This window comes from Methylobacterium sp. Leaf91 (assembly GCF_001422815.1).
Lineage (GTDB): Bacteria > Pseudomonadota > Alphaproteobacteria > Rhizobiales > Beijerinckiaceae > Methylobacterium.
The window spans coordinates 145,665-162,211 of the sequence record NZ_LMMP01000052.1; the positions used below are offsets into that span (position 1 = coordinate 145,665).

Annotated in this window: 16 protein-coding genes; 8 read left to right on the plus strand and 8 right to left on the minus strand. The window is 66.6% G+C overall.

Annotated elements, in window-relative coordinates:
* Nucleotides 1-54: 54 nt before the first annotated feature.
* The 6 genes from murG to ASF32_RS23845 form a co-directional block, all read right to left on the minus strand.
* Nucleotides 55-1,164 carry an undecaprenyldiphospho-muramoylpentapeptide beta-N-acetylglucosaminyltransferase gene (murG, locus tag ASF32_RS23820; RefSeq protein WP_056434544.1) on the minus strand — a complete coding sequence of 370 codons (1,110 nt, stop codon included), beginning with the start codon at nt 1,162-1,164 and terminating at the stop codon, nt 55-57.
* Entirely contained in the window at nt 1,161-2,327 is a 1,167-nt protein-coding gene (locus tag ASF32_RS23825; protein WP_056434546.1) for a putative peptidoglycan glycosyltransferase FtsW, read from the minus strand. The genes murG and ASF32_RS23825 overlap by 4 nt, the downstream gene beginning before the upstream one ends.
* A gap of 178 nt (nt 2,328-2,505) precedes the next feature.
* Complete coding sequence (locus ASF32_RS23830) at nt 2,506-2,733, minus strand: hypothetical protein (RefSeq protein ID WP_056434548.1); 228 nt, start codon at nt 2,731-2,733, stop codon at nt 2,506-2,508.
* Between the two features lie 89 nt (nt 2,734-2,822).
* The gene (locus tag ASF32_RS23835; RefSeq protein WP_056434550.1) at nt 2,823-3,059 is read right to left on the minus strand and encodes a hypothetical protein; all 237 of its coding nucleotides are present in this window, start codon (nt 3,057-3,059) and stop codon (nt 2,823-2,825) included.
* 75 nt (nt 3,060-3,134) lie between these two features.
* Nucleotides 3,135-4,121 (minus strand): GTP-binding protein, encoded by a 987-nt coding sequence (locus ASF32_RS23840; protein ID WP_056434552.1) that lies wholly within the window; start codon nt 4,119-4,121, stop codon nt 3,135-3,137.
* A 90-nt stretch (nt 4,122-4,211) separates the two neighbouring features.
* A complete protein-coding gene (locus tag ASF32_RS23845; protein ID WP_056434554.1) occupies nt 4,212-4,787 on the minus strand; it encodes a TetR/AcrR family transcriptional regulator in 576 nt (191 codons plus the stop codon).
* Nucleotides 4,788-4,976: 189 nt separating this feature from the next.
* Here ASF32_RS23845 and ASF32_RS23850 point away from each other — a divergent pair, with 189 nt between their 5' ends.
* The 7 genes from ASF32_RS23850 (at nt 4,977) to ASF32_RS23880 (ending at nt 12,032) form a co-directional block, all read left to right on the plus strand.
* A complete protein-coding gene (locus ASF32_RS23850; protein ID WP_244478156.1) occupies nt 4,977-5,924 on the plus strand; it encodes a quinoprotein relay system zinc metallohydrolase 2 in 948 nt (315 codons plus the stop codon).
* Between the two features lie 35 nt (nt 5,925-5,959).
* Nucleotides 5,960-6,805, plus strand: coding sequence for a quinoprotein dehydrogenase-associated SoxYZ-like carrier (locus ASF32_RS23855; RefSeq protein ID WP_056434556.1), 846 nt, complete (start codon nt 5,960-5,962; stop codon nt 6,803-6,805).
* A gap of 8 nt (nt 6,806-6,813) precedes the next feature.
* Complete coding sequence (locus ASF32_RS23860; protein ID WP_200919246.1) at nt 6,814-7,419, plus strand: rhodanese-like domain-containing protein; 606 nt, start codon at nt 6,814-6,816, stop codon at nt 7,417-7,419.
* A 266-nt stretch (nt 7,420-7,685) separates the two neighbouring features.
* Nucleotides 7,686-8,066, plus strand: coding sequence for a thioredoxin family protein (locus ASF32_RS23865; protein WP_056434558.1), 381 nt, complete (start codon nt 7,686-7,688; stop codon nt 8,064-8,066).
* A 33-nt stretch (nt 8,067-8,099) separates the two neighbouring features.
* The gene (locus ASF32_RS23870; RefSeq protein ID WP_056434560.1) at nt 8,100-8,819 is read left to right on the plus strand and encodes a cytochrome c biogenesis protein CcdA; all 720 of its coding nucleotides are present in this window, start codon (nt 8,100-8,102) and stop codon (nt 8,817-8,819) included.
* A 342-nt stretch (nt 8,820-9,161) separates the two neighbouring features.
* Nucleotides 9,162-9,986 carry a 3-methyl-2-oxobutanoate hydroxymethyltransferase gene (gene panB, locus ASF32_RS23875; RefSeq protein WP_056434562.1) on the plus strand — a complete coding sequence of 275 codons (825 nt, stop codon included), beginning with the start codon at nt 9,162-9,164 and terminating at the stop codon, nt 9,984-9,986.
* 372 nt (nt 9,987-10,358) lie between these two features.
* Nucleotides 10,359-12,032, plus strand: a complete 1,674-nt coding sequence (locus ASF32_RS23880) for a methyl-accepting chemotaxis protein (protein WP_056434564.1) — start codon at nt 10,359-10,361, stop codon at nt 12,030-12,032.
* A gap of 78 nt (nt 12,033-12,110) precedes the next feature.
* Here ASF32_RS23880 and ASF32_RS23885 read toward each other — a convergent pair whose 3' ends face one another.
* Together ASF32_RS23885 and oxlT are read right to left on the minus strand one after the other, a co-directional pair.
* The gene (locus ASF32_RS23885; protein ID WP_056434567.1) at nt 12,111-12,296 is read right to left on the minus strand and encodes a hypothetical protein; all 186 of its coding nucleotides are present in this window, start codon (nt 12,294-12,296) and stop codon (nt 12,111-12,113) included.
* A gap of 90 nt (nt 12,297-12,386) precedes the next feature.
* Nucleotides 12,387-13,694, minus strand: coding sequence for an oxalate/formate MFS antiporter (gene oxlT, locus ASF32_RS23890; protein ID WP_056434570.1), 1,308 nt, complete (start codon nt 13,692-13,694; stop codon nt 12,387-12,389).
* Nucleotides 13,695-14,204: 510 nt separating this feature from the next.
* On the opposite strand from oxlT, the gene ASF32_RS23895 reads away from it, so the two are divergent.
* Nucleotides 14,205-16,505, plus strand: a complete 2,301-nt coding sequence (locus tag ASF32_RS23895) for a TonB-dependent siderophore receptor (protein WP_056434734.1) — start codon at nt 14,205-14,207, stop codon at nt 16,503-16,505.
* Nucleotides 16,506-16,547: the final 42 nt, after the last annotated feature.

Consider the following 16,547-nt stretch of genomic DNA (forward strand, 5'->3'; position numbering starts at 1 on the left):
GTGTGACTCAGTCTCGTCGTGTCGCGGAGCGCGTGAGGGCGCCCCGGCTCGGAATCAGGTGCGGGCCGCCGTCTCGAGGACGACATCGGCCAGCCGCTCGGCGGCGTCGTGGATGCCCGCGCTTTTGGCGGCTGCGGCCGCCGCGGTCAATTTTGCCGGATCGGTGAACAGGTCGAGGAGCTCGGCCGTGAGGCGATCCGGCGTGAAGGCGCTCTGCTGGATGGCGAGCGCCGCGCCGATCCGGCTGAGCGTCGCGGCATTGGCGGCCTGGTCCTGGTCGAGGGCGCCGGGCAACGGCACCAGGATCGACGGCCGCCCCATCGCGGCGAGTTCCGACACGGTGGACGCGCCGGAGCGTCCGACGACCAGATGGCTGCGGGCCATGCGGGCCGGCAGGTCCTTGAAGAACGGCGCCGTCTCGAGACCGGCGAGGCCGAGGGAGAGGTAGAGGTTCTGGACCTCGGTGAGGTCTTCGGCCCGCACCTGCTGCACCAGCATCAGCCGCGCGCGAAGGTCGGCGGGCAGCTGGGCGATGGCTTTCGGCACCACCTGCCCCATCACCGCCGCGCCCTGGCTGCCGCCGAAGACGAGGAGATGGCGCTCATCCGCCTCGCCCACCGGCGGGTAGGGCGTCCGCGCGGCGGCGAGCACGGCGGGACGGAGCGGGTTGCCGGTATGGGTGCGTGGGGCGGTGGCCTTCAGGGGGATGCCACGCACCTCCGCGAAGCCGGTGGCGATGGCGCGCGCACCCCGCGCGAGGAAGGCGTTGGCGCGCCCCATCACCGCGTTCTGCTCGTGCAGGATGGTCGGAACACGCAGGATCTGCCCGGCGAGAACCGGCGGCACGGTCGGATAGCCGCCAAAGCCCACGATGGCGGCCGGGTTGATCCGCCGGATCTCGCGCGCGGCCACGCCGAAGCCGCGCCCGAGGGTGAGGAGCGCCCCCGCCCGCTTCACGATGGAGCGGCCGGACGGCGTCGCCGAGGCGATGGTGACGATCTCAGAGGCCGGAAACTCACCCGCGATGGAATCGACGCGGGCGTCGGTGGCCAGCACCACGCGGACGCCCCGCGCGCGCAGGGCATGGGCCAAACTCTCGGCCGGGAAGAGATGGCCACCCGTGCCGCCGGCACAGAGCAGGATCGTCGGCGTCATCACGGTCACCGCATCACTCCGGCGACGGTGGCGGGCGCGGTGCCAGGGGGCTTCTGGCTCAGGGTCGACATGCGCGGCCGCTTGCGGGTGAGCGCCACGAGGAAGCCCATGCCCAATGCCAGCGAGATCAGCGACGAGCCGCCATAGGAGACGAAGGGCAGGGTCATGCCCTTGGCCGGCATCAGCCGCACGTTCACCGCCATGTTGATGCAGGCCTGCAGGCCGAACAGGGTGGTGAGACCGGTGATGGCCAGGCGCGAGAAGGTGTCGTCGGTGCGGCGGGCGAGCTTCAGCCCCCGCATGACGATATAGGCGAAGAGGCAGACGAGGCCGAGGCAGACGATGACGCCGAACTCCTCGCCGGTGACGGAGAAGATGAAGTCGGTATGGGCGTCGGGCAGGTGGCGCTTGGCCACGCCCTCCCCCGGGCCGGTGCCGAACCAGCCGCCGGAATTGAACGATTCCCGCGCCCAGTATTCCTGGAAGCTGTCGCCGGAATCCTTGTCGAGGAAGCGGGTGATGCGCTCGCGCACGTGATGCAGGAACTGGTAGGCGAAGCCGACGCCGACGAGGCCGGCGACACCGAGGCCCGCGACCCAGAACCAATGCAGGCCGGCAACGAAGAACAGCGAGCACCAGACGATGGTGATCAGCATGGTCTGGCCGAAATCCGGCTGCAGGATCAGCGGCACGATGGTGACGGGCAGGAGCAGGATCGCCAGCAGGCCGCCGGGCATGTCACGGCGCTGCGCACCTTCCGAGAAGGCCCAGGCTGCGACGACCACGAAGGCCGGCTTCACGAATTCGGAGGGCTGCAGGCCGAACGGGCCGAACTGGATCCAGCGATGCGCGCCCTTGATCTCCGGTCCGAACTTGCCGGCGAGGATGCAGAGGGTGACGCCGACGATCCAGGTGGCCAGGGCCACGCGGCGGATATGGCGCAGGGACAGGAACGACACCGCGACGATGATGAGGATCGTCGGGGCGAGGTACATCGCCTGGCGGTTGAGGAAGTGGAAGGTCGGCAGGCCGATCTTCTCCGCCACCGGCGGTCCGCCGCCCATGAGGAAGACGAGGCCGGCCACCATCAGGGCGGTGAGGCCGGCAAGCAGGCCGCGATCGACGGTCCACCACCAGTCGGTCAGGGGCGTGCGTTCCGCGCGGGACATCATGGGGCGTCGCTCTCCGTGAGCCTTACGGCGCCCGGAAAGAGCAGCCGACAGCCGCCGGCAGCATCAAGCCGGCTCGGATTCGATCCTGTGCCGGAATGGTAAACCAAGTCTTTCACGACGCTCGACTGAACGACAGCCATGCGTCGCCGAACCTGGGTCGTGGCGGGACGCGCCGCGCTTACCGCCTCATCGACTTGAACCCGCAGGTGGGGCCGTTGTCGCGGTAGCCGGCGGGGCAGCGGCGGACGCAGGCGCCGGCCGCGAATTTCAGCGGCGGGCGGCAGGCATTGCGGACGCTCCGCGGCCGGAACTCGTAATCCTGTGCCGGACCCGCCATCGCCTCTCCACCGAGAGTGAAGGAAGCGGCGAGCAACAGGGCGGCGCGAAGGGCGAGACGCGAGATCATGGCGGTTTCCGATGGACGAGACGTGAGCGTATCCCGCCGCGACCTCGCCGATTCGGTCAAGGCCGCTTCATCGATATGACGGCGGGATCTCAGCGGTTCATGTTCTTGAAACGGCAATAGCCCCGGCCGGTATCGCGATATCCGGCGGGGCAGCGCTTGACGCAGGCCCCGGCCGCGAATTTCAGCGGCGGCTTGCAGAGGCCGCCGAAGCGCTTCTCGCGATCCATCGTGTACTTCGCTTGCGCCGACGTGGAGAACGCGATGCTCCCGAGGGGGGCCGCCGCCGTCAGCACGAGGAGGGACGCGAAGGCGAGCCGCAGAATCATCGGGACATCCGGACGAAAGGACGACAGGCGGACAATGCGCCTGCCTCCGAGCGGTTCGATTCCGGACAAAGCCCGTCAGGCCGCCTTGCAGTCGTAGAATCCTTCGCGGATCGCCTCAGGGTCGAGCTTGCGGCCGATGAAGACGACGCGGGAAACGCGGGCCTCGTCCTCTTTCCATGGCCCCTGGAGATCGCCGTCGAGGATCTGGTGAACGCCCTGGAAGACGAAGCGCTGGGGCTCGTTCGGGAAGGCCACGATGCCCTTGCAGCGCAGGATGTCCGGCCCCTGGACCTGGGTCAGGGTCGAGATCCAGGGCATGAACTTCTCCGGGTCCACCGGGCCGTCGATCCTGGCCGAGACCGACTGCATCTCGTCGTCATGGTGATGGTGGTGGCCCTCTTCCAGGAAATCGGGCTCAATATCGAGGATGCGCGAGAGGTCGAAGGCGTTGCGGTCGAGCACCTGATCGAGCGCGACGTCGCAGCGGCTGGTGCGGTGGACCTTGGCATAGGGGTTGATGGAGCGGATCAGGCCCTCGACCCGGTCGAGATCGGCGGGCTCCACGAGGTCCGCCTTGTTGAGCAGGATCACATCCGCGAAGGCGATCTGGTTCTTGGCCTCCGGCGCGTCCTTGAGGCGGTCGGCGAGCCATTTGGCATCCGCCACCGTCACCACCGCGTCGAGGCGGGCGGCGGCGCCGACATCCTCGTCGATGAAGAAGGTCTGGGCCACGGGCGCCGGGTCGGCGAGGCCGGTGGTCTCCACGATGATCGCGTCGAACTTGCCGCGCCGCTTCACCAGCCCGTCCATGATGCGGATGAGGTCGCCGCGCACGGTGCAGCAGACGCAGCCGTTGTTCATCTCGAACACCTCCTCGTCGGCGCCGATGACGAGGTCGTTGTCGATGCCGATCTCGCCGAATTCGTTGACGATGACGGCGTAGCGCTTGCCGTGGTTCTCGGTGAGGATGCGGTTGAGGAGCGTGGTCTTGCCGGCTCCGAGATAGCCGGTGAGCACGGTCACGGGGATCTTCGAGGAGGCGGGTGTCGGGCTGTCGGACATGAAAGGCTCTTCAGGTTCGCGTAATCGGCCGCGTCGGCTGTGTGGCGCCTGTTATATTGTATCATCGCCCTGCGATGAAAGGGCGTTTCCTCACCCCGTCCGGGCTGGCCTGAGACTCTCGCACAACGCCGCCAGGGTGAGGCGGAAGCCGGCCGATCCGGCGAGCAGCCGCTCCAGCATCAGCGCGCCCTCCAGGGTCGCCACCACCATCCGGGCCGTGGCGGCCGGATCGAGACCGGGGCGCAGGCTCCCGTCGGCACACCCTTCGGCCAGAACCCGCTCCAGCCAGGCGATGTGCTTGTCGAAGAACCGGGCGAGCTCGGCGCGCAGCGCGTCCGGCAGCGTGTCCCTCTCGATGGCGAGCACGGCGCAGAGACAGCCGAGCCCATTCTCGACCCCGGTGAGATAGTGCCGGCCATAGGCCTCGATCCGCGCGATCGCGTCCGGCTGGGCCGCGACGATGGCGGCGAGCGCCGCGTCGTAGCGGGCGTCGTAGGCCTCCACCAGAGCGAGGGCGAGGTCGGTCTTCGTGCGGAAATGGTGATGGATGCTCGCCTTGCGGATGCTCACCGCCTCGGCGAGGTCGCCGTAGCTGAAACCGGAATAGCCCCGGCCCCGTACCAGGATCTCGGCCTGGGCCAGCAGCTCCGCTCTGGTGTCTCTCATGGTCGGTCGATCATGGTCGGGGGCTTCGCGAAACCGGGGAGGGAGGCACGAAGGTGTGATGCGCAACTCCGCGCGTCAGCACTTATGCCGTTGACGGCAGCAAAAATCTACCTACTAGATGGTAGCCATAAAAACGGGAGGATAATTCATGAAAGGTCGCTTCGCCGGGCGATCCTCGCAGGATATGCCATGAACCCGCAGCCTCTGCGGAGCTTGGCCACGCGCCGCGCCGCTCTGTTCGGCGGGCTGTGCCTGTGCTGCCTGCCGAGCCTCGGCCGGGCGGCGGAATCCTTCACGATGGACGAAGTCGGGCCGGGCATCTTCATGCGGCGCGGCCTCGATGCCGAGGCGACACCCGAGAACGGCGACGCCATCGCCAATATCGGCTTCGTCGTAGGCGAGACATCCGTGCTCGTGACGGAGTCGGGCGGCAGCCTCGCCGATGGGGAATGGCTGCGCGCCGAGATCGAGAAACGCACGTCGAAGCCGGTCAGCCACGTGGTGCTAACCCATGTCCACCCCGACCATTGCTTCGGCGCGCAGGCCTTCGTGCAGGACAAGCCGGTCTTCGTCGGCCACCACGCCCTGCGGTCCGCCCTCGATTCGCGGGGCGACTTCTACAGGACGCGCCTCGTGGAAATCCTCGGGGCCGACAAGGCCGGATCGGTGGTCTACCCGACGATGGAGGTGGCCGACACGGCCGAGATCGACCTCGGCGGACGGAGCTTGCGCTTCACCGCCCACGGCACCGCCCATACCAATTGCGACCTCTCCATGGTCGATACCCGGACGGGCATCCTGTTCCCGGCCGATCTCCTGTTCGTCACAAGGGTCCCGTCCCTCGACGGCAGCCTGCTCGGCTGGCTGAAGGAGGTCGAGACACTGACCGGACTGGGTGCGACGAAGGCCGTGCCCGGCCATGGCCCGACCCTGGTCGATGCCGCGCCCGCCTTCGCCGACCTGACGCGCTACCTCACGGCGCTCCGCGACGAGACCCGCAAGGCCATCGCCGCCGATCAGCCCATCGACAAGGCGATCGACAGTATCGGCCAGTCGGAGCGCGAGAAATGGGTCCTGTTCGACACCTATAACGGCCGCAACGTCACTCAGGCCTACAAGGAGCTTGAGTGGGAATGAGCCAGCGCCACATCATCACGACGAGGAGAGACGCCATGACCACCTACGCGCCGACACCGATCTCCGCGACCAAACGGTCCTTCACCGCCGCCCTGTGCCTATCCGCCGCCATGCTGATGGGCGGCTCCGCCCTCGCCGCCGGCGCCAGCGATACCGATACGGAGCGGCTGGAGCGCTGGCAGGACATTGCCAAATCCATCTTCGGCGACCGCATTATCGAGCCGACCGACGCGCTCATCAAGGTCGACGCCCCGCCGCGCGCCCTCGACGCCTCCCTGGTGCCGATCACCCTGATGATGCCGGAGAAGGACAGGATCGCCGCCGTTCATCTCATCATCGACGACAACCCGTCGCCCTATGCCGCCCACATCACCTTCGGCCCCGCCGCCGACCCGAGCGAGGTGAAGCTCCGGGTGCGGATCAACAACTACACCAACGTCCATGCCGTGGCCGAAACCAAGGACGGCAAGCTCTACGAGGCCGTGAAGTTCGTCAAAGCCTCGGGCGGATGCTCCGCGCCCATGGGGATGAGCGACGAGGAGGCCCTGAAGGGCGCCGGCGACATGAAGATGAAGTTCGCCGAGGGCGGCCAGGGCAAGCCCACGGAGGCGACGCTGATGGTCCGTCACCCGAATTTCAGCGGGATGCAGATGAACCAGATCACCCGCGATTACACGCCGGCGCGCTACATCAACAAGCTCGACGTCTCCTCGAACGGCAAGCTCGTCTTCTCCATGAACGGCGACATCTCCATCGCGTCGAACCCGGTGATCAATTTCGCCCTCGCGCCCGACGCCAAGGGCCCGATCAAGGTGGTGGCCACGGACAACCAGCAGAGCCGCTGGGAACACAGCTTCAACACGCCGACCCCGAGCAACTGACGATGAGGATGCCGCGCATGATTCGATCGATCGGAGCCGCCTCCATCGCCCTCGCCATACTGTCGGGCGCGCCGGCCTGGGCGGCGAGCCCCGCAGATTCACCCGTGAACGTGCCGGAGCCCGAAGGGTTCTGGACCGGGCCGCCGAAGGCCTACACCCCCAAGACCCTGACGGGGGCGACGGTGGTCGATATCGACGCCCTCGACAAGCTGGTCGCCGCCGAGAAACCGGTGATGATCGACGTGGCCATGGCCGACCAGAAGCCGGTGGGCTTTCCCACCGACCGGCCCTGGCTGCCCGCCCACCGCTCGATTCCCGGCAGCGTCTGGATGCCGGGCGCGGGAGCGGCGCCAATGGCCCCGGCGCGGGAGGCGCAGTTCCTCGCCCGCGTCGCCGACCTCACCGGCGGCGACAAGACGAAGCCGGTGGTCACCTTCTGCCATCCCGAATGCTGGGGCAGCTGGAATGCCGGCAAGCGCCTGCTCCAGAACGGCTATACCCGCGTCTACTGGTTCGCCGACGGGGTCGAGGGCTGGCAGGACAGGCACGACACCACGATCCTGAAGGTCGATGCCGCCTGGGCCGCCAAGCCCGCCGGCGAGGCACAGAGATAGTCGCCCGCCGGCGAGGCAGCGCCCGAACTCGGGTCAAGGGGTTCGGCATGACGATGGACAGGGCACACCGTCATTCCGGGGCGCCGAAGGCGAGCCCGGAATGACGACTTGGGTATCAAAGCCAGTTTGTACGTTTCCATGGGTCAGGTGACATGAGCCCCAATTCGGGTCTCGGCCCAGCGATAGAGCAGCAGTTACCGACGTAACCAGCCTCGGTGACGCGGCCGGCTTCAAGCCGCCTACACCTCACTGTTGAGACATTCCCGATGATCAGCCGTCGCGCCCTCCTCCTCACGACGGCCCTTCTCGCCATCGCCGGCGAGGCCCTCGCCGCCGAACCGTTCGACGAGGCGGCCTTCGCCGCTGCCCAAGCAGCCGGCCGGCCGATCGTCGTGGAGGTGACGGCCCCCTGGTGCCCGATCTGCAAGGCGCAGCGGCCCCTCCTGAAGGCTCTCTCCGAACAGCCGCGTTTCAAGGATCTGGCGGTCTACGAGATCGACTTCGACACGCAGAAGGCGCTGATGCGCCGGTTCGATGCGCGCATGCAGAGCACCCTCATCGTCTTCAAGGGAGGCCAGGAGATTGGGCGTTCCGTGGGCGAGACGCAGGGCGAATGGATCGAATCCCTGGTGGAGAAGGCGCTGTAGAACGGCGTCGGAAATCCAGCGGGCATCCCTGTCATGAACACATCGCTGGGCCTCGCCTTCCTCGCCGGCCTGCTCACGATTCTCTCTCCCTGCGTGCTGCCGCTGCTTCCCATCGTTTTGGGGGCTGCGGCCTCCGAGCATCGTTTGGGGCCGGCGGCCCTGGCGGCCGGGCTCGCTCTGTCCTTCGTGGCGCTAGGCCTGTTCGTGGCGACCGTTGGGTTCAGCCTCGGTATCGACGGCGACGTCCTCCGCCCGGTGGCGGCGCTCCTGCTCGTTCTCGTCGGAATCGTCCTCATCGTGCCCGCCTTGCAGGTCCGTCTCGCCGCCGCGGGCGGGCCCCTGAGCGACCGGCTGGAGCGACGCTTCGGGGGCATCGCGACCACCGGCCTCGCGGGCCAGTTCACCGTCGGTCTTCTGCTCGGCGCGGTGTGGAGCCCCTGCGTGGGGCCGACCCTGGGCGCCGCGTCCCTCCTCGCAGCGCAGGGGAAGGAACTGGCGCAGGTCGCCCTCACCATGCTGGTCTTCGGCCTCGGCGCGGCCCTGCCCCTGCTCGGCCTCGGCCTGCTGTCGCGCCGGGTGCTGATGGCGTGGCGGTCGCGGATGATGCGGGCCGGCGCGGGCCTCAAAGCGGCGCTCGGAATCGTTCTCGTCCTCACCGGATCGGCGATTCTGACGGGGCTCGACAAGCGTCTCGAGACGGCTCTCGTCTCGGCCTCACCGGACTGGCTGACAGCTCTGACCACCCGTTTTTAAGGTATACCAAGCGACATTGGGCTGAGCGGCGAAGAAAGCCGACGAAATCAGCAACGTCAGGGGCTTATGAAGCGAAGTAGCCCGTTGACAAGCCTCCGGTTGTGGCAGAATAAAGGCACCGGAGACGGCCCGACGTCTAGGGAGGAAACGCCCGGCAAGGGTTGCGACGACAGGCGACGCCATCGCCAGATCGTCAGCAGGATATCGGTCAGCCGCTCCAGTTCTTTACCCTACAAGCGTCGAAGACCGTCATCACGACGGGTGATTTCAGCATTCCGAGCGTATAGACATCCCCGACATGCCTCCGGCCTTCGCGCCGCCGGCGAAACGGGGTTGAGATCGATGTCGCAAGTCGTTCAGTCACGCCGCATCCGTGCCGTGGACCTCGCCAAGCGCAAGGCCGAAGGCGCCAAGATCATCGCGCTGACGGCCTACCACGCCCATACCGCCAGCATCCTCGATCCTCATTGCGACTTCATCCTGGTGGGCGATTCCCTCGGCATGGTCATGCACGGGATGGAGACGACCCTGCCGGTGACCCTGGAGATGATGATCGTCCAGGCGCAGGCCGTGATCCGCGGCACCTCCAGGGCCCTCATCGTCGTGGACATGCCGTTCGGCTCCTACGAGGCGAGCCCGCAGCAGGCCTTCATGAGCGCCGCCCGCGTGCTGAAGGAGACCGGCGCCGGCGCGATCAAGATGGAGGGCGGCGCCCGTTTCGCCGAGACCGTCGCTTTTCTCGTGGAGCGGGGCATTCCGGTGATGGGCCATATCGGCCTCACCCCCCAATCCGTGAATACGATGGGCGGGTTCCGCGTGCAGGGACGCGGCGAGGAGGGCGAGCGCAAGCTGATGCAGGACGCCCAGGCGATCAGCGATGCGGGGGCCTTCGCCATCGTGCTCGAAGGCATCGTCGAGCCGGTGGCCCGCGCCATCGCCACGAACCCCTCCATCACCACGGTGACCATCGGCATCGGCGCCTCCACCGCCTGCGACGGCCAGATCCTCGTCCTCGAAGACATGCTCGGCTTGAGCGACCGGGTGCCGAAATTCGTGAAGCGCTTCGGCTCCCTGCGCGGGCAGATCGAGGGCGCGGTGGAAGCCTATGCGGAAGAGGTCCGCGCCGGCCGTTTCCCGGCGGACGAGCATACCTACCAGCCCATCTGAGCGAGACCGGTGCGCCGCCTGGGGCTCGCCCGTTGCCGGGCGCCCGTGAGCGGGGCCGATGTCGCGCCGAACCCGTCGACCACCGCGGCTTGAGCGGCGCCTGAAAGGCGTCGTCCAGGTCCTCGATCGGTATCGTGACGGTCCTCTTCGATCCCCGCCGTCGCATGCTCGAAAGGAGACGGCGTCAGGCTGTGCCGACGCTGTTTTTCCATGACGCCAAATTGACGCAGAAGACTAATTGTTCATCGCCTGAACGGCAGTTCTTAGAAGATTATAAGCACTTTGCATAAAGATTAAGCGTCTTGAATGATGGGACGTGGACCGATTTATGGATCCGCGACACCTCATCTGCATAGTTTGAAAGCATTACTGATGAAGACGACGATAAAGCTGAGGATTGTAGCACTTCTGGGTTGTATCGGCCTACTTCTCCTCGCAACATCAGGCATTTCTAACCTTGCACTGTATTGGAGCAGCCAAAGCCTCAAAACCACCTTCGATGATCGTGTCATCCCCCTCCGGCAATTCATCGTCATCCGGGATTCCTATGACGACCTGACCAACGTGTCGCGCGCGTTGCGCGGCCGGCAGATCGAGCCGGCCCAGGCCAGGGAGAAGATCGAGCGCGACCTTTCGAACATCACCACGCAATGGTCGGCCTATTTGGCGACCTACCTGACACCGGAAGAGGACACCGTCGCCAAGGACCTGCAGGGGCGGATCGACGGGAACGGCGTCGTCATGGCCGAGATCCTCAAGCGCATCGCTGCCGGGGACGGTTCGGAATTCGAGACGACGCATGCGGACTTGCTGAAAGGCTTGCAGGCCACCAACCCGATGCTGACAAAACTGGCCACGCTGCAGGTGCGTGAGGCGGAGGCGGAATACCGGCGCTCCGAGGCGACGTCCGGTTGGACCCGGCTCACCCTGCTGGCCGCGCTCGGTCTCGCCGCGCTCACCGTTGCCTACGGCGTCTACACGATCATCGCGCAGGTCACCCGCCCGCTCGGCAACCTCGTCGGCGTTCTCCAGCGCATGGCCCGGGGTGAGATCGATGCGGAGATCAAGGAAGCCGCCCGCGGTGACGAGATCGGCGCCGTCGGCAAGGCCGTCGAGGGCATCAAGGCCATGGTCGCCCGCAAGGCCGCCGAGGAATTCGAGATCAAGCGTCGGGCCAACGAGGCTGCGGTAGCCGAGCGCAAGCGCACGATGATCGAGCTGGCGGACGGCTTCGAGCGTGCCGTCGGCGGTATCGTCGGGACCGTGTCCTCATCGGCCACCGAACTCCAGGCCACTGCCCAGCAGATGACCGCCAGCGCCCACGAGACGGCGGCTCAGTCCTCCACCGTCGCGGCCGCCGCCGAGGAGGCTGCCACCAACGTCAACACGGTCGCGGCAGCCGCCGAGGAATTGGGCTCGTCGGTGCAGGAGATCGGTCGCCAGGTGTCCGGCTCGGCCATGCTCGCTCAATCGGCCGTGGGCGAGGCCGACCAGACCGTGCATCTGGTCCAGGCCCTGCAAACCACGTCGGCCCGGATCGGCGACATGGTGGGCATGATCTCGACCATCGCCAGCCAGACCAACCTGCTGGCGCTCAATGCCACGATCGAGGCGGCGCGCGCCGGCGTGGCGGGGCGGGGCTTCGCGGTGGTGGCGAGCGAGGTGAAGGCCCTCGCCGCCCAGACCGCCAAGGCGACCGAAGAGATCGGCCGCCAGATCGGCGAGGTGCAGGCCGTCACCGCTCAGGCCGTGATGGCGATCGGCGGCATCACCGGGCGGATCCGCGAGATCGACGACATGGCGGCCTCGATCGCCGCTGCGGTGGAGCAGCAGGGCGCGGCGACGCAGGAGATCGTCCGCAACGTCGCCCAGGCATCGGCAGGCACCAACGAGGTGACCGGCAATATCGCCGGTGTGGCGCAGGCCTCGGAGGAGACCGGGATGGCGGCCGGACAGGTCCTGTCCGCCGCCTCCGAACTGTCGCGCCAGTCCGAGCATCTCGGCGCGGAGGTCTCTCGCTTCCTCTCGACCATCCGCGCCGCCTGACCCGACGGGAATCGGACGCGGACCGTCGCCCATCCACTCGGGAGCGGCGTTCCCGAGAGAGGCCGGGCGCGGGTGTCCCTAGCGGACCCCGCCTCCGAAGGCCGTGGCGATCTCGAACGTGCCGCCGAGCAGGAAGTCGAGGGCCAGGATGAGCCCGAGGGCCGCGATGTAGACGACCGTGAACAGGTCCTTATCCTCTTTGCCGGCCAGAATCAGGCCGGCGAAGGGAACGGTCTGGAGCGCCAGGATGGCGGGAAGGTGCATGACGATCCTCGAGGGGGCGGGGGTATTCCCGACCCCTCCCCGAGGAGGCCGGGCCTTCTAAGGCCGGACCGGTGACGCGATCCGGACGGATCAGACCGGTGTCCGCGCGAGGCGGGCGGGGCCGGATTCCTCGATCGTGTCCGAAGCCAGCACCGGGCCTTGCGCGAGGTAGCGCGCCCGCATCGGCCGGAGCACGAACATCGCCAGGGCCGCCGCCGCCACGTTGAGCCCGATGATGATCGAGAACACCGCCGACCAGCCGTAGGTTGCCGAGATGACGCTCGCCACCGGCACGAGGAACGAGGCCGTCCCCTTGGCGGTGTAGAGCAGGCCGGCATTGGTGGTGGCGAAGGTGGACCCGAACGTGTCGCCGCAGGTGGCCGGGAACAGCGAGTAGATCTCGCCGAAGACACCGAAATAGATCGCCGTCGAGAACACGAAGACCAGCGGGTTGGTGCCGTAGCTCAGCAGCAGGACGATCGCGGCCGCCGCCGTCGCGAAGGCGATGAACATCGTGTTCTCGCGCCCGATCGTATCCGAGACGAAACCGAAGAACGGACGCCCGAACCCGTCGAAGATCCGGTCCAGCGAGATGGCGAAGGTCAGCGCCGCCATCTGCAGGCCGAACAGGCTGACGGGCACGTCGGCGACCCGGAAGTCATGGGCGATGGGCGCGATCTGCGCCGCCGCCATCAGGCCGCCCGAGGCCACCATCACGAAGATCGCGTACATGACCCAGAAGACCGGGGTGCGCACCACCTCGCGCGGCGTGCGGTCGACCCTGGTCTGCGGCAGACGCAGGCTCTTGCGTTGGATCGGCACGGCGACGGACGGCTTGCGCAACAGGAACGACAGCAGGACCACGATGGCGCCCTGGCCGAGGCCGAAATACAGGAAGGCGTCCTGGTAGCCGCTGCTGGCGATCATCTTGGCGATCGGCACCACCGTCACTGCGGCGCCCGCGCCGAAACCGGCCGCCGTGGCACCAGCCGCGAGGCCGCGCCGATGTGGAAACCATTTCAGGGCGTTGCCGACGCAGGTGCCGTAGACCGACCCGGCCCCGATGCCGCCGATCACCGCCGCGCCGTACAGCATCCACAGGGACGAGGCCTGGGAGTTGATGAGCCAGGCGAGCGCGATCATCACGCCGCCGAAACAGACGACGATGCGCGGGCCGTAGCGATCGACGAACCAGGCTTCCACCGGCACCAGCCAAGTCTCCGTGGCGACGAAGATCGTGAAGGCGAACTGGATCGCCGCGCGGCCCCAGTGGAACTTGGCGTCGATGGGATCGACGAAGAGCGTCCAGCCATATTGCAGGTTGGCGATCATCGCCATGCAGAGAACGCCGAAGGCGAGTTGCCGCCATTTGGCGGATGGTGCGTCCTGTCGTTCCATCCCTGAATCCATTCTTGTTTGGGTGTGTCGTTGAATCCCCACTCCATCATGCATCAAAATTCAAGGCATACAATATACCACGGATTAAAATTCCTGCTCGTTCGTGCGCATGGCGCGATGGCTAGTCTGTGTGCGGGTGGGGCCACCACGGGGCGGGTCGATCGCCTCGCCACGCTCGCGATCCACACCAGAATGGAGGGCAGAACGGCCATGCTTCCATTGCGGGACTGCGCCGCGTGGGCGGGCGAGATTCACGCCAAGCGCCATCGCGAAGGGTAAAATCGTCTGCCGACGCCGTCCGCGAAGGAGTAACCTATTATAAAATCGGAGTTTTTATCTAAAACAGTTCTAGAAGATAGCACTTGCATGCAGAATAGCTTCTTTGCCAGATGATTTCACAACACGAATTAGAGAGCAGTCTTTCTTTGCAACGCTTCTAATTCATCAAATCCTGGCAAATCGGGTTTCGCTGTGCATCAGCCCTCGCTCAATTATCGCGGCCATTCTGCGATGTCGTCCGTTCGCGCGCCAATCATCCTTGCCCTGCTATCGAGCGTGGCGGTACTGGCTGTACTGTCGAAACCAGTCATGGCGCAGGGCGCGGACCACGCGGTGACCCTCGATACCTTGTCGGTCGATGGTGTCGCGGGACGTCCGAGCGCATCCGGCGCGGATGCCGGCGGTCCCGTCGGTCCAGTGCGCGGCTATACTGCCACGCGAAGCGTCGTCGGCACCAAGACGGATACGCCTATTCTTGAAACGGCCCAGTCGATTTCTGTCATCTCTCGAAAGCAGATCGAGGATCAGAACGCTCTCACCGTCAACCAGGCCCTGCGCTACACGCCGAGCGTCACCACCGAGCAGCGCGGCGGCTCCGGCTCGACGCGCCTCGAACAGTTCCTGATCCGCGGCTTCCAGGCCCCCCTCTTCCTCGACGGGATGCGCCTGCCAAGCAACCGTGACGCCGGCCCGTCCGTCGATCCGTTCCGGCTGGAGCGCGTCGACATCATCAAGGGGCCGGCCTCGGTCCTCTACGGGCAGTCTGGCCCGGGCGGCATCGTCAACCTCGTCAGCAAGGTTCCGTCCTTCGTTCGCCACGGCGAAATCTTCATCCAGGGCGGGGATTACAACACCGTGCGCGGCGGCGTGGATGTCGGCGGCCCGATCGAGGGCCACGGCGTGCTGGCAGACCAGTTCGCCTACCGCATCATCGCGGCGGGCTGGAACGCCGACGGCCCGGCCAAGACCACCTCGATCGAGCGCAGCTTCATCAACCCCAGCGTGACGTGGCGCCCGTCCGCCGACACCTCGCTGACGGTCATCGGCCTGTACCAGCGCGACCCTTATTCCGGCTATTACGGCGCCCTGCCCGCCAAGGGCACGCTGTTCCCCTCGAATTTCGGCGTCGCCAACGGACCGCTCGGCCGCCTGCCGCGCAACTTCTATGACGGCGACCCGAATATCGAGCGCTCCGACCGGACACAGGCTTCCGCGACCTACATCTTCGATCATCGTTTCGACGAGGGCATCCGCGTCCACTCGTCGGGGCGCTTCCTGCGCACCCTCGGCGATTACCGCAGCCTCTACGACGCCACCTCGAACAACCTCGCCTGGGGTGGCCGATTCCTCAATCGGGCCATCGGCGGCACCAACGTGGCCATCGACGCCTTTACTAACGACAACAACATCGTGGCCGATTTCCAGACCGGCCCGCTCGCCCATACTGTCCTCGTCGGGCTCGACCACCAGACGCTTTATACGAAGACGTTCAGCACACCGTTCCCGACAGTCCCCCAGAGCCTCGACGTGCTCAACCCGGTCTACGGACTGACCAATATCTCTTTCCCGGCCTTCTCGGGTTATTCCGACATCACCTCCCACCAGACCGGGATCTACTTCCAGGATCAGGTCAAGGTCGACCGCCTGACCCTGACCCTCGGCGGACGCTACGATTGGGTGAGACAGAGCGGCCCGACCCGGGACATGGCGGGTCAGCTCGTCAGCGATCAGGATGCGCCGAGCGAAGCCTTCACGGGCCGGGCGAGCCTGCTCTATCTCTTCGACGGCGGCATCGCTCCCTATGTCAGCTATTCGGAAGCGTTCGAGCCGCAATTTTCCGGGCAGATCTTCACCGGCGACCCAAGCTTCGGCCGCCTGCCCGATCCCATCACCAGCCGGCAGTTCGAGGCCGGCGTGAAGTACCAGCCTCCCGGCACGGATATCCTGCTGACGGCGGCGGCCTTCGACATCAAGCGCCAGAACTCGCTGTCTCCCGATATCGCCAACGGTCCGCGCTTCTCCATTCAGAACGGCGAAGTCAGCGTTCAGGGCGTCGAGTTCGAAGCGCGGGCCAACGTCACCGAGAACCTCACCGTCGTCGGCGGCTTCTCCCTCATCGACGCCATCAACTCCGCCGGCACCGGCACGACGCTGAACGAGACGACCCGCCAGACCGTGGGCCTCGTCGGCCTGCGTCCGATCCAGGTGCCGGACACCACGATCTCGCTCTTCGGCAACTATCAGGTCCGCACGGGCATGTTCGCCGGCCTCGGCTTCGGCGGCGGGTTCCGCTATCTCGGCGGCTCGCAGGGCGACGCCGCCAACAGCTTCAAGGTGCCGGCGAACCTCGTCGTGGATGCCGTCGCGTCCTACGACTTCAGCTACCTGTCGCCGAGCCTGAAGGGCATGCAGTTGCAGGTCAACGCCCAGAACCTCCTCGACGAGACCTACGTGCAGTCCTGCGCCTTCCAAGCCTGGTGCTGGTATGGCGCGCCGCGCACCGTGCTCGCGACGCTCCGGTATCGCTGGTAGAGAATGGCCGCGCGCCCGTCGGTGCCTCGACCGAGACCGCTT

Excerpts from the sequence above, each read along its gene's own strand:
- ASF32_RS23825 (WP_056434546.1), bottom strand. The coding sequence starts at position 2,327 with ATGATGTCCCGCGCGGAACGCACGCCCCTGACCGACTGGTGGTGGACC.
- ASF32_RS23830 (WP_056434548.1), bottom strand. The coding sequence starts at position 2,733 with ATGATCTCGCGTCTCGCCCTTCGCGCCGCCCTGTTGCTCGCCGCTTCC.
- ASF32_RS23835 (WP_056434550.1), bottom strand. The coding sequence starts at position 3,059 with ATGATTCTGCGGCTCGCCTTCGCGTCCCTCCTCGTGCTGACGGCGGCG.
- ASF32_RS23840 (WP_056434552.1), bottom strand. The coding sequence starts at position 4,121 with ATGTCCGACAGCCCGACACCCGCCTCCTCGAAGATCCCCGTGACCGTG.
- ASF32_RS23845 (WP_056434554.1), bottom strand. The coding sequence starts at position 4,787 with ATGAGAGACACCAGAGCGGAGCTGCTGGCCCAGGCCGAGATCCTGGTA.
- ASF32_RS23850 (WP_244478156.1), top strand. The coding sequence starts at position 4,977 with ATGAACCCGCAGCCTCTGCGGAGCTTGGCCACGCGCCGCGCCGCTCTG.
- ASF32_RS23855 (WP_056434556.1), top strand. The coding sequence starts at position 5,960 with ATGACCACCTACGCGCCGACACCGATCTCCGCGACCAAACGGTCCTTC.
- ASF32_RS23860 (WP_200919246.1), top strand. The coding sequence starts at position 6,814 with ATGCCGCGCATGATTCGATCGATCGGAGCCGCCTCCATCGCCCTCGCC.
- ASF32_RS23865 (WP_056434558.1), top strand. The coding sequence starts at position 7,686 with ATGATCAGCCGTCGCGCCCTCCTCCTCACGACGGCCCTTCTCGCCATC.
- ASF32_RS23870 (WP_056434560.1), top strand. The coding sequence starts at position 8,100 with ATGAACACATCGCTGGGCCTCGCCTTCCTCGCCGGCCTGCTCACGATT.
- panB (WP_056434562.1), top strand. The coding sequence starts at position 9,162 with ATGTCGCAAGTCGTTCAGTCACGCCGCATCCGTGCCGTGGACCTCGCC.
- ASF32_RS23880 (WP_056434564.1), top strand. The coding sequence starts at position 10,359 with ATGAAGACGACGATAAAGCTGAGGATTGTAGCACTTCTGGGTTGTATC.
- ASF32_RS23885 (WP_056434567.1), bottom strand. The coding sequence starts at position 12,296 with ATGCACCTTCCCGCCATCCTGGCGCTCCAGACCGTTCCCTTCGCCGGC.
- oxlT (WP_056434570.1), bottom strand. The coding sequence starts at position 13,694 with ATGGAACGACAGGACGCACCATCCGCCAAATGGCGGCAACTCGCCTTC.
- ASF32_RS23895 (WP_056434734.1), top strand. The coding sequence starts at position 14,205 with ATGTCGTCCGTTCGCGCGCCAATCATCCTTGCCCTGCTATCGAGCGTG.